The sequence below is a fragment of the Amycolatopsis sp. NPDC051071 genome (assembly GCF_040682875.1).
Classification (GTDB): Bacteria; Actinomycetota; Actinomycetes; order Mycobacteriales; family Pseudonocardiaceae; genus Amycolatopsis.
Genome location: NZ_JBFBBY010000037.1, coordinates 1 through 13806, shown reverse-complemented (window position 1 = coordinate 13806; position 13806 = coordinate 1). Strand labels below are relative to the sequence as shown.

Here is a 13806-nt window from a genome sequence, read left to right as displayed (position 1 = left end):
GACTTCTGTGATGGATGCGGCGAACAACAAACAGCTTGTCGAGGCGTTGCGGGCGTCGCTGAAGGACGTCGCCCGCCTGCAGCAGCAGAACAGGCAGCTGACCGAAGCGGCCAGCGAGCCGATCGCGATCGTCGGGATGAGCTGCCGTCTGCCCGGCGGAGTGCGCTCGCCGTCGGATCTCTGGGACCTGGTATCCGGCGGCGGCGACGCGATCTCCGCGTTCCCGGCCGACCGCGGCTGGGACACCGGTGCGTTGTTCGACCCGGACCCCGATCGCCGAGGGACGAGTTACGTCCGTTCCGGCGGCTTTGTCTACGACGCGGGCGAGTTCGACGCGGAGTTCTTCGGGATCTCACCGCGTGAGGCGTTGGCGATGGATCCGCAGCAGCGGTTGCTGCTGGAGGCGTCGTGGGAAGTGCTGGAGAGTGCGGGGATCGATCCGGTTTCGGTGCGGGGCAGCCGGACCGGGGTGTTCGCCGGGGTGATGAGCTCCGACTACGTCGTGAGTTCCGACCAGGCACCACCGGGTCTGGAGGGCTACATCGGCACCGGCAACGCGGGAAGTGTCGCCTCCGGCCGGGTCGCGTACTCGTTGGGTCTGGAGGGGCCGACGGTGACGGTGGACACCGCTTGCTCGTCCTCGCTGGTGGCCTTGCACTGGGCCGTACAGGCGTTGCGTCGCGGTGAGTGCGGCCTCGCGCTGGCCGGTGGCGTGACGGTGATGGCGAGCCCCGAGACCTTTGTGGACTTTTCCCGTCAACGCGGTCTGGCCCCGGACGGCCGGGTCAAACCGTTCGCCGAAGCGGCGGACGGCACCAGCTGGGGCGAGGGCGTCGGCCTGCTGTTGCTGGAGCGGTTGTCGGACGCGCGGGCGAACGGGCATCGGGTCCTCGCGGTGGTGCGGGGTTCCGCGGTCAACCAGGACGGCGCGTCGAACGGCCTGACGGCACCGAACGGCCCCTCGCAGCAACGGGTCATCCGGCAGGCGCTGGCCGACGCCGGTGTCGAGGCCGCCGACGTCGACGTGGTGGAGGCCCACGGCACGGGTACCCGGCTCGGCGATCCGATCGAAGCCGAGGCGCTGCTTTCCACCTACGGCCAGGATCGACCGGCCGAGCGGCCCTTGCTGCTGGGTTCGGTGAAGTCGAACATCGGGCATACGCAGGCCGCCGCCGGTGTCGCGGGGATCATCAAGACAGTGCTGGCGATGCGGCACGGCCTGGTCCCGAAGACCCTGCATGTCGACAAGCCGTCCAGCCGGATCGACTGGTCCGCCGGGGCCGTGTCGGTCGTGACCGAGCAGGTTCCCTGGCCGAGTGTGGATCGGCCGTGGCGGGCGGGGGTGTCGTCGTTCGGCATCGGCGGCACGAACGCGCACGTCATCCTGGAGCAGGCCGGGGAAGAAGAGTCCACTCAGGACATACCGGCCGTGAAGACGGACGTCGTACCGTGGGTGCTCTCCGCGCGAACCGAGCGTGGAGTGCGGGCCCAGGCCCAGAAGCTGCGGACGATCGCCACCGAAGCCAACCCCGCGGACGTCGGCCTGTCGCTGGCCCTGTCGCGGTCCAGGTTCGACCATCGTGCGGTGATCACCGGCGACGTGGCGCGTGGCCTGGAGGCCTTGGCCGCCGGGGTCGCCGATCCCGCGGTCACCCAAGGCGTGGTGACCGGCGGGAAACTGGCGGTGGTGTTCACCGGTCAAGGCGCGCAGCGACTCGGGATGGGGCGCGAACTCCATGAAGCCTTCCCGGTGTTCCGGGACGCCTTCGACGCCGCGTGCGCCGAACTGGACCGGTATCTGGACGTGCCGGTGCGGGCCGTGGTGTTCGAGCAGTCGGATCTGCTGGATCAGACGGTGTTCACACAGGCCGGGTTGTTCGCGGTGGAAACGGCGTTGTTCCGGCTGGCCGAGTCCTGGGGCTTGAAACCGGACTTCGTCGCGGGGCACTCGATTGGCGAGCTGACGGCGGCGCATGTCGCCGGGGTGCTGTCGCTCCCGGACGCCGCGAAGCTGGTCGCGGCGCGGGGCCGGTTGATGCAGGCGTTGCCCACAGGTGGGGCGATGCTCGCCGTCGAAGCCACGGAAGCCGAGGTCGCCGACGTGTTGGTGTCCGGTGTGGACATTGCCGCGGTGAATGGTCCGACGTCGGTGGTGGTCTCCGGTGACGAGGCCGCGGTTGCTTTGGTAGAGAAGGCTTTCGAGGGTCGTCGGGTCAAGCGTTTGCAGGTGAGCCACGCGTTCCATTCGCATCTGATAGAGCCGATGCTGGCCGAGTTCCGAGCGGTCGCGAAGAGCTTGGAGTTCCATGCTCCGAAGATCCCGGTCGTGGCGACTGGCGACGTTCGCGATCCGGAGTACTGGGTTTCCCATGTGCGGCAAGCGGTCCGGTTCGCGGACGGGGTCGCGGCGATGGTGGCCGACGGCGTCACGACGGTGATCGAGCTCGGTCCCGGCGGTGTCCTGTCGGGAATGGGGCAGTCGTGCACGGAGGACACGGTGTTCTTGCCCGCGTTGCGGTCTGACCGGTCCGAGGTGGTGTCCTTCACCCAGGCGCTGGGTGCGGCTCACGTGCGTGGCGCGGACCTGGACTGGGCAGGAGTGTTCGCAGGCCGTGGCGCGCGCCGGGTCGACTTGCCGACGTACGCGTTCCAGCGGGAGCGGTTCTGGCTTGGCTCCGGCGTCTCGGTGGGTGGGTTGTACGGGGTCGACTGGGTCGAGGCAGGCGCTGGTCGTGAAAGCGACGGCGACGTGCTCCGGTTGACCGGGTCCGTGGTCGAGGGCCTGGAGTCGCTTCAGCGGGCTCTGCCCGGTACTGACCCGGTTGTCGTGGTGACGCGGGCGGATCTCGGCGGCGCCGCGCTGCGTGGTCTGGTGCGGTCGGCACAGGCGGAACATCCGGACCGGTTCGTGCTGGTGGAGTCGGATGACGAGCTGTCCGATGAGGACGCCGCGCGTCTCGCGGGGTTCGGCGAACCCGAACTGGCGGTTCGCGGCGGCCGGGTGCTGGCGCGTCGGCTGGGGTCGGTTTCCCCGGCGGCCGGGGTCGCCGGGTTCGGGGACGGCGCGGTGCTGATCACCGGCGGTACCGGTGGGCTGGGTGCGTTGGTGGCCCGGCATCTGGTGCTCGCGTACGGCGTGCGTGACCTGGTCTTGGTGAGCCGTCGCGGTCCGGAAGCCGCTGGTGCGACGGATCTGGTCGCGGAGCTGTCCGGGCTGGGTGCACGGGTGGACGTGGTGGCGGGGGACATCTCGGATCGCGAAGTGGTCCGGGAGTTGTTCGGCCGGTTCGAGATCACCGGTGTGGTGCACACCGCCGGGATCGTGGCCGACGGCGTCGTCGGATCCCTGACGCCCGAACGTGTTCAGCGTGTCTTGTCGCCGAAAGCGGACGCGGCCTGGCTGCTGCACGAGTACGCCGGGGAGGTGTCGGCGTTCGTGTTGTTCTCGTCGTCGGCGGGTCTGTTCGGTGACGCCGGGCAGGCGAGTTACGCGGCGGCGAACAGTTATCTGGACGCGTTGGCGGTGCACCGGCGGGCCGAAGGGAAAGCGGCGACGTCGATTCAGTGGGGCTTGTGGGAACGGGCGACGGGGATCACCGGGCAGCTGACCGACGCCGACCTCGCGCGCATCCGGCGTTCGGGGATGACCCCGCTTTCGGACGAGCAGGGCTTGCGGTTGTTCGATTCCGCCGTCTCGGGCGGCTTGCCCGTGGTGGCCGCGATGAACATCGACCACGCCGTGCTGGCCGAACACGGCGGCCCGTTCCTGGCAGGCTTCGTCGCCACCACCGGGACGGCGACCCCGGACGCGCCGATCAGGACGCTCGACGATCTCCTCGCGGTCGTGCGTACCCAGGCCGCGGTCACGCTGGGGCACCCCTCGGCCGAGTCCGTCGCGGCGGAGAAGGCGTTCAAGGACCTCGGTTTCGACTCGCTGACCGCGATCGACCTCCGCAACCGGCTCGGTACCGCGACCGGCCTCAAACTACCCGCCACGCTGGTGTTCGACTATCCGACACCGCGGACGCTGGCGGAATTCCTGACCGGCGAGCTGTCCGGTGAGGTGGCCGCGGCCGAGGAGTCCGGACCCGCGACGGCCGCCGACGAGCCCATCGCGATCGTCGGGATGAGCTGCCGCCTGCCCGGCGGGGTCAGTTCCCCGGAAGACCTCTGGGACCTGCTGGCTCGCGGCGGAGATGGGCTTTCCCCGTTCCCCGCCGACCGCGGCTGGGACGTGGCCGCGCTGTTCGACCCGGACCCCGACCATCGCGGGACGAGCTACGTCCGCCACGGCGGGTTCGTCCACGACGCCGGCGACTTCGACGCGGAGTTCTTCGGGATCTCGCCGCGTGAGGCACTGGCGATGGACCCGCAGCAGCGGTTGCTTCTCGAAACGTCCTGGGAGGTGCTCGAACGCGCGGGAATCGATCCGATTTCGTTGCGTGGCAGCCGGACCGGGGTATTCGCCGGCGTGATGAGCTCCGACTACGTGCTCACCACCGACCAGGCACCCGCCGGTGCCGAAGGGTACATCGGCACCGGCAACGCGGGCAGTGTCGCGTCCGGCCGGGTTTCCTACACGCTGGGCCTCGAAGGCCCGGCGGTCTCGGTGGACACCGCCTGTTCGTCGTCGCTCGTCGCACTGCACCTGGCCGTGCACTCGTTGCGGCGAGGGGAAAGCACTCTCGCTCTCGCCGGCGGGGTGACGGTGATGGCGAGCCCGGAGACCTTTGTGGACTTCTCACGTCAGCGCGGGCTGGCCCCCGACGGCCGGATCAAGCCGTTCGCCGACGCGGCCGACGGCACCGGCTGGTCGGAGGGCATCGGCCTGGTGCTGCTCGAACGGCTGTCCGACGCCCGCGCGAACGGCCACGAAGTCCTGGCCGTGGTCCGTGGCTCCGCGGTGAATCAGGACGGCGCGTCCAACGGGCTGACCGCTCCCCACGGCCCCTCCCAGCAGCGGGTCATCCAGCAGGCGCTGGCCGACGCCGGGGTCTCGGCGGCCGAGGTGGACGTCGTGGAGGCACACGGCACGGGTACCCGCCTCGGTGATCCGATCGAGGCGCAGGCCTTGCTCGCGACCTACGGCCAGGGCCGTCCCGAAGACCGCCCGCTGCTGCTCGGTTCGGTGAAGTCGAACATCGGGCATACGCAGGCCGCCGCGGGGGTCGCGGGAATCATCAAGATGGTGCAGGCGATGCGGCACGGTTCGGTGCCGAAGACACTGCACGTCGACAAGCCGTCCGAGCACGTCGATTGGTCCTCCGGGGCGGTTTCGCTGGTGACCGAACCGTCGGCGTGGCCGGAGGTGGACCGGCCGTGGCGGGCCGGGGTGTCGTCGTTCGGCATCAGCGGGACGAACGCGCACGTGATTCTCGAGCAGGCACCGGAATCCGCGCCGGAGGTGGTGGAACCGGTGGTGACGACGGACGTCGTGCCCTGGGTCCTGTCCGCGAAATCGGCCGGAGCGCTGCGGGAACAAGCCGGCCGGATCCGCGTGGTTTCGGGTGCTCCCGAGGACGTGGGATTGTCGCTGGCGTTGTCGCGGTCCCGGTTCGAGCACCGCGCCGTGATCGCCGGAGACGTGCGGGCCGGGCTGGCGGCTTTGGCGGCGGGGGAGGCACATCCGGCGCTGGTCCGGGGGTCCGTCGTCGCGGGTAAGCTCGCGGTCGTTTTCACTGGTCAGGGTGCTCAGCGGCTCGGTATGGGTCGTGAGCTGTACGACGCGTTCCCGGTGTTCCGGGAGGCGTTCGACGCGGTGTGCACCGAGTTGGACCGGTCTCTGCCGGAGCCGATCCGGCAGGTTGTGTTCGAGCGGCCGGAGTTGCTGGATCAGACGGTGTTCACGCAGGCCGGGTTGTTCGCGGTGGAGACGGCGTTGTTCCGGCTGGCCGAGTCCTGGGGATTGAAGCCGGAGGCGCTGGCGGGGCACTCGATCGGCGAGCTGACGGCGGCGCATGTCGCGGGAGTGCTGTCGCTCGCGGACGCCGCGAAGCTGGTCGCGGCGCGGGGCCGGTTGATGCAGGCGTTGCCCACAGGTGGGGCAATGCTCGCCGTCGAAGCCACGGAAGCCGAGGTCGCCGACGTGTTGGTGTCCGGTGTGGACATTGCCGCGGTGAATGGTCCGACGTCGGTGGTGGTCTCCGGTGACGAGGCCGCGGTCGCCTTGGTGGAGAGGGCACTCGCGGGCCGGAGGCTGAAGCGGCTTCAGGTGAGTCATGCGTTCCATTCGCACTTGATGGAGCCGATGCTCGACGAGTTCCGCGCGGTGGCGCGGGAACTGACGTTCCATGCGCCGGAAATCCCGGTCGTGACCACCGGCGACCTCCGTACTCCGGAGTATTGGGTTTCCCATGTGCGGCAAGCGGTTCGGTTCGCGGACGGGGTGGCGGCGATGGTGGCCGACGGGGTGACGACGGTGATCGAACTCGGTCCTGGCGGCGTGCTGTCGGGCATGGGGCGGTCGTGTACGGAGGACGCGGTGTTCCTGCCCGCACTCAGGCCGGACCGGTCCGAGGTGGCGACGTTCACCCAAGCACTGGGTGAGGCCCACGTCCGTGGCGCGGAACTGGACTGGGCCGGGGTGTTCGCGGGTCGCGGGGGAAGGCGCGTCGAACTGCCGACGTACGCCTTCCAGCGAGAGCGGTTCTGGCTGGGTGCCGGAGTCACCGTGGGCGGGCTGTACGGCGTGGAATGGACCGGCGTCGCGTCGACCGGAGTGGCGTCCGATGCGAGCGTTCTCCGGTTGACCGGGTCCGTGACGGAGGCGCTGGAGTCGCTTCAGCGAGCCTTGACCGGCTCCGAACCGGTCGTCGTGGTGACTCGGGACGACCTCGACGGGGCCGCGGTCCGTGGCTTGGTGCGGTCGGCACAGGCGGAGCATCCCGATCGGTTCGTTTCAGTGCGCTCCGATGACGAGCTGTCCGATGAGGACGCCGCGCGCCTCGTGGGGCTCGGCGAACCCGAACTGACCGTTCGGGACGGACAGCTGCTGGCGCGCCGGCTCGGCCCGCTCACCCCGGCGGCCGGGGTCGCCGGTTTCGGGGACGGCACCGTACTGATCACCGGCGGCACGGGTGGACTCGGCGCGCTGGTCGCCCGCCATCTGGTGGTCGCCTATGGCGTGCGCGAGCTGGTGCTGGTCAGCCGTCGCGGCCTGGAGGCCGTGGGCGCGAAGGACCTGGTCTCGGACCTGTCCGGACTGGGTGCCCAGGTCGACGTCGTCTCGGGCGACATCGCGGACCGCGAAGTGGTCCAGGACCTGTTCGGCCGGTTCCGGATCACCGGCGTGGTGCACACCGCCGGAATCGTGGACGACGGCGTCGTCGGCTCCCTGACACCAGAGCGTGTCGAGGGCGTGCTGAAGCCCAAGGCGAACGCGGCCTGGCTGCTGCACGAACACGCCAAGGACGTCTCAGCGTTCGTGCTGTTCTCGTCCTCGGCGGGTCTGTTCGGTGACGCGGGCCAGGCGAGCTACGCGGCGGCGAACAGCTACCTGGACGCGTTGGCGGTTCACCGGCGGGCCGAGGGCTTGGCGGCGACGTCGATCCAGTGGGGTCTGTGGGAGCAGCCCAGCGGGATCACCGGGCACCTGGCCGAAGCCGACCTCGCGCGGATCCGGCGTTCGGGAATGACGCCGCTGTCGAACGAGCAGGGCCTGCGGCTGTTCGACACCGCCGTCTCGGGTGACGTACCCGTGGTGGCCGCGATGAACATCGACCACGCCGTGCTGGCCGAATACGGCGGCCCGTTCCTGGCCGGGTTCGCCGCCAAGACCGAGGAGCCCGCGGCGGAAGGTCTGCTAAGGACAGTCGACGACCTGCTCATGGCCGTCCGGACCCACGCCGCCCTCACCCTTGGCTACCCCGGCACTGAGCCGGTCGAGCCGGAAAAGGCGTTCAAGGACCTCGGGTTCGACTCCTTGACCGCGATCGACCTCCGCAACCGGCTGAGCACCGCGACCGGTCTCAAGCTGCCCGCCACCCTGGTGTTCGACTATCCGACCCCGCGGGCGCTGGCCGAGGCACTGCACCGGGACATGGCCGACGACACCGATCCGGCGGCCAAGCTGCTCGCCGAGGTGGACAGGCTGGAATCGGCGCTGTCCGCACCGGCCGTGACGGACGCCGACGCGGCCAGGATCACCAGCCGCCTGCGAGCCGTGCTCGACAGATGGACCGACACCCACGACCCCAAGACCGGCGACGACCTCGGTGACGCGACCGCGGACGAGATCTTCGACGTCATCCAGCGAGAATTCGGGAGCGTTCAGTGAGCCCGCAGGCCAACGACGACAAGCTGCTGCAGAACCTCAAGTTCGTCACCGGGGAACTACGCAAGAGCCGACGCAGGCTCGCCGACATCGAGGCGGCCGAACGGGAACCGATCGCGATCGTCGGGATGAGCTGCCGGTTCCCCGGCGGTGCCGACACCCCGGAGAAGTTCTGGACCGTGGTGCGCGAGGGCGTCGACACCATCTCCGGCTTCCCGGCCGACCGCGGCTGGGATCTCGACGGGATCTACGACCCGGACCCCGACCAGCCGGGCACCACCTACGTCCGCGAGGGCGGTTTCCTTTACGACGCGGGCGATTTCGATCCCGCGTTCTTCGGGATCTCGCCGCGTGAGGCGGTGGCGATGGATCCTCAGCAGCGTCTTCTGCTGGAACTCTCGTGGGAAACCCTGGAACAGGCGGGTATCGATCCGCGGTCGCTGTCCGGCAGCGCCACCGGGGTGTTCGCCGGGATCATCACCAACGACTACGCCTGGACCGTCCATACCCCGTCGCCGGAGCTGGAAGCCTTCCTCTCCAACGGAAACCTCAGCAGTATCGCGGCAGGGCGGATCGCGTACACCCTCGGCCTCGAAGGCCCGGTGCTGTCGGTCGACACCGCGTGCTCGTCCTCGCTGGTGTCGATCCACCTCGCGGTCCAGTCGCTGCGCAGCGGCGAATCCGGGCTGGCGCTGGCGGGCGGGGTGTGTGTGATGCCGCATTCGTCGGTGTTCACCGACTTCAGCAGGCAGCGCGGGCTGGCAGGCGACGCGCGTTGCAAGGCGTTCGCCCAAGCGGCCGACGGCACCATTTGGGGTGAAGGCGCCGGGATGATCGTGCTGGAGCGGTTGTCCGACGCGCGGCGCAACGGACACCAGGTGCTGGCCGTCGTACGTGGCTCGGCGGTGAACTCGGACGGCGCGTCGAACGGTCTCACCGCGCCGAACGGTCCTTCCCAGCAGCGGGTGATCCGGGCGGCCTTGGCCAACGCGCGGTTGTCGGCGGAGCAGGTCGACGTCGTGGAAGCACACGGCACGGGGACGAAACTGGGTGATCCGATCGAGGCGCAGGCACTGCTCGCGACGTACGGTCAAGACCGTCCGGCCGATCGTCCACTGTGGCTCGGTTCGGTGAAGTCGAATATCGGGCATACGCAGGCCGCCGCCGGGATCGCCGGAGTGCTCAAGATGGTACAGGCGATGCGGCATGGTGTGCTCCCGCCGACCCTGCACGTCGACGAGCCAACGTCGCAGGTGGACTGGTCGGCGGGCGCGGTGTCGTTGCTGACCGAGGCACGGGAGTGGACCGGGGACACGCGGCGCGCGGGGGTGTCGTCGTTCGGGATCAGCGGGACGAACGCGCATGTGATCTTGGAGCAGGCCCCGGAGATCGAGTCCGTTCCGGCGAGTTCACCCGGTGTCGTGCCGTGGGTGTTCTCGGCGCGGGACGGTGAAGCCCTCAAGTCGCTGGCCGGTCGGCTGGCGGACTTCGCGGACGAGTCCGATGTGGACATTGCCGGGGTGGCGCGTGCGCTGGCGGGTTCGCGGGCCTCGCTACCGCATCGGGCGGCCGTGGTGGGTTCTTCGCCGGAGGAGTTCGTGTCCGGCTTGCGTGCCTTGGCCGAGGGAGGGCCGGGGGTGACCGGGGTGGCCCGGGGTTCGCGGCCGGTGTTCGTGTTCCCGGGTTACGGTGCGCAGTGGCTGGGGATGGGTGTCGAGTTGCTGGATGCGTCGCCGGTGTTCGCTGAGCGGCTGACAGAGTGTGATCAGGAATTGCGCCGTTGGGTGGATTGGTCGCTTGTGGACGTCCTTCGGGGTGTCGATGGCGCGCCGTCGGTGGAGCGGGCGGATGTCGTGCAGCCCGCGTTGTTCGTCGTGATGGTGTCGCTGGCCGCTCTGTGGCGTTCGTACGGCGTGACTCCCGCCGCGGTGGTGGGACATTCTCTCGGTGAGGTCGTGGCGGCGTGTGTCGCTGGAGCCTTGTCGCTGGCGGATGCCGTCAAGGTCGTCGCACTGCGGTCCCGGGTGCTGATGTCGCTGGCCGGTACCGGCGCCATGGCGTCCGTGTCCTTGCCTTCGAGCGAGATCGAACTCGCCGACGGCGTCGAGATCGGAGCGGTCAATAGTCCTCACTCGACAGTGGTCACGGGCGATGTCGAGGCGGTGGCCGGTTTCGTGGCCGCCCGCACGGCCGAAGGGGTGCGAGCCCGGCTCGTCCCGATCGATTACGCGTCGCATTCCTCGCAGGTGGAAGCCATCCGAGATGAGTTCGCGCCGATGCTGGCGGACATCGCGCCGGTGGCCGGTGACGTCCCCCTGTTCTCGACCGCCCGCGCGGCTTGGGTTCCCGGAGCCGAACTGACCGGCGGCTACTGGTTCGAGAGCCTGCGTGGGACGGTGCGGCTGGCCGACTCCGTCACCGTGCTGGCGAAGGAGGGATACGGTCCCTTCATCGAGGTCGGCCCGCATCCCGCGCTCACCGTGCCGATCCAGGAATGCCTGGAGGCCGCGGGATCCGGCATGGCGGTCCTGCCGACACTGACGCGGGATTCCGCCGGCCGCACCGCTTTCGTCAAAGCGCTGGCACGCGCTTACACGGCCGGTGTCACGCCGGACTGGGCCGAGATCTTGGGGGAGGGCCCGGTCGCGACCGGTCTGCCCACGTACCCGTTCGGCCACCGGCGTTACTGGCTGGAGCGTGACGACCGGCCCGGCGACGCGGCCGAAGCCGGCCAGACCCCGGCGGACCATCCGCTGCTCGGCGCTGTCGTCACCCTCGCGGACTCCGACGCCGTGGTGCTGACCGGGAGCCTGTCCACCCGCACCCACCCGTGGCTGGCCGATCACGCGATCATGGGTACGGTCCTGCTGCCCGGAACGGCTCTGCTCGAACTCGCCGCGCACGCCGGGCACGTCGTCGAATGCGGCACTGTCGAGGAACTGACGCTCCAGGCGCCGATGGTCCTTCCCGGCAAGGACGCCGTCCGGGTCCAGGTCAACGTCGGCGCGCCGGACGCGGACGGCAAGCGGACGGTGGCCATCTCCTCCCGGCTCGGGGAGCGGTCGTGGACCCGCCATGCCACCGGGGTCCTCGGCCCGGCGCGGGCCAACCCCGAAGGACCGGTCGAATGGCCGCCCGCCGACGCCGAGGAAATCCCGCTCGACGGTGTCTACGCCGGACTCGCCGACCAGGGTTACCACTACGGCCCGGCCTTCCAATGCCTGCGGGGGGTGTGGCGGCGCGGAGACGAGGTCTTCGCCGAGGTCGCACTCCGGCCGGAGGTCCGGCCGGACCGGTTCGGTGTCCATCCCGCCCTGCTCGACGCGAGCCTGCACGCGGTCAGCATCGGCGCGCCCGGCGAGGACGGCCGGACGACCCTGCCGTTCTCCTGGAGCGGGGTGACGGTCACGCCGTCGGCGACGTCGAGCCTGCGCGTGCGGCTGGTCGTCGACGCCGCGACGGACCGCGTCAGCCTCACCGCCACCGACGCCGAGGGCACGCCGGTCGTCTCGGTCGATTCCCTGCTGGCCCGCCCGATCTCGGCAGGGCAGTTGTCGCTGGCGCGCGGCGCGAGCCTGGATTCCTTGTACGCCGTCGAATGGGAGGACGTCGCTCCGCGACAGTCCGCCCGGACGGACTGGGCGCTGATCGGCGACGCCGCGTTCGGGCTGGACGACGTCCACGCCACCCTTCCGGCACTGGCCGCGGCTGTCGACGGCGGAGCGAAGACGCCCGATGTCGTTTTCGTCCCCGTGACGGCGGACGGGTCCGGGGACCTCGCCGCCGACGTGCGTGGCACGACCACCCGGGTGCTCAAACTGCTCCAGGACTGGCTGGCCGACCCGCGGTTCACCGAGACCACGCTGGTCCTGCTGACCCGCGGCGCGGTGCCGGTGGACGACGGCGAGCTTCCCGATCTCGCCGTCGCGCCGGTGTGGGGACTGGTCCGCTCGGCGCAATCGGAGAACCCGGACCGGCTGATCCTGCTTGACACCGATGACAGCGCCGGTCCCGTACTCGCGTCCGCGGTGGCCGCGGGCGAACCGGAACTGTCCGTCCGAAAAGGACGGTTGAGAGCGCCGCGGCTGGTGCGGGCGTCGTCGGATCTGGAGACTGAAGGCCCGGTGTTCGGTCCGGACGACACGGTGTTGATCACCGGCGGCACCGGCACCCTCGGCGGACTGCTCGCCCGGCATCTGGTGACCGGCCACGACGTGCGGCATCTGTGGCTGCTCAGCCGCGGTGGCGACGCCCCCGAACTCGAAGCCGAACTCACCGCGCTCGGCGCCGAAGTGGTGATCCGGGCCTGTGACGCCGCCGATCGGGACGCGCTGGCCGCCGTCCTCGCCGAGATACCGACCGAGACACCCTTGCGGGGCGTGGTGCACGTCGCGGGTGTGGTCGACGACGGCGTCCTCGGCTCGCTGACGCCCGAACGGCTGGACCGGGTCCTGCGGCCGAAGGTGGACGCGGCGATCAACCTCCAGGAACTGACCGCCGGGCACGAGCTGTCGGCGTTCGTCCTGTTCTCCGGTGCGGCGGGCACGTTCGGCGGGCCGGGGCAGGCGAACTACGCCGCCGCCAACGTCTTCCTCGACGCACTCGCCATCCACCGCGCGGCGCGCGGGCTACCCGCGACCACGCTGGCTTGGGGCAGGTGGGACCGGACGTCCACGATCACCGGGCAGCTCGACGAAGCGGATCTGGCCAGGATGGCGAAGTCCGGCTTCCTGGCGCTCAGCTCGGAACACGCGCTGGCGCTCTACGACACCGCGCTCGCCTCCGGACAGCCGGCCACCCTGCCGATCCGGCTCGACCTCCCGGTCCTGCGGGCGAAGGCGCGCGCGGGCACCACGATCCCGTTGCTGCGCGGACTGGTCCAGGTCGAGCAGGAGGCCACAGCGGCCGACTCGCCCTTGGCGCGGCTCCTGTCCGGTGCCGGTGACGCCGAACGCGCCGTCGTCCTCCTGGACGCGGTGCGCCGGGAAGTGGCCGGAGTACTGGGGTACGGCGGCGCGGGCGCTGTCGACGCGGACCGCGGTTTCCTGGAACTGGGATTCGATTCCCTGACCGCGCTGGAACTACGCAACCGGTTGACGGCGGTGACCGGGGTGCGGCTGCCCGCCACCCTGATCTTCGACTATCCCACCGCGACGGCGGTCGCCGTCCATCTCGGGACCCAGGTCGAGACGGCCGACGGGCCGGCCCCGGTTTCGCAGGCCCAGGTCGCGCTCGCCGGGCTGGAGGACGTCCTCGCCGCAAGCGTCCTGGCCGAGGACGACAAGGCGACGATGGCGGCCCGGCTGCGGTCCCTGCTGGCACGGCTGACCGAGTCCGAAGCGGATATATCGGGACAAATCGAAGACGCTACGGATGATGAGATGTTCGCTTTGATCGATGGCGAACTCGGGGTGGGGTGAGCGGGAACCACCTGCGGGGCATTTTCGCGAGCTGGCTCGCCTGCCGCGTCGGTCGGGTTCTCGTGAGTGTTTTGGGTCGTTAGAACGACCCAAAACACACACGAGACCCGACCC

At 70.2% G+C, this 13806-nt stretch carries 2 protein-coding genes; both read left to right on the top strand.

The features are described from left to right. The first annotated feature begins 10 nt into the window (after window positions 1–10). Window positions 11–8275 (top strand): SDR family NAD(P)-dependent oxidoreductase, encoded by an 8265-nt coding sequence (locus tag AB0M65_RS14995; protein ID WP_364027085.1) that lies wholly within the window; start codon window positions 11–13, stop codon window positions 8273–8275. Further along, window positions 8272–13692 carry an SDR family NAD(P)-dependent oxidoreductase gene (locus AB0M65_RS14990; RefSeq protein ID WP_364027082.1) on the top strand — a complete coding sequence of 1807 codons (5421 nt, stop codon included), beginning with the start codon at window positions 8272–8274 and terminating at the stop codon, window positions 13690–13692. Before AB0M65_RS14995 ends, AB0M65_RS14990 begins: the two co-directional genes overlap by 4 nt. Window positions 13693–13806 lie beyond the last annotated feature (114 nt).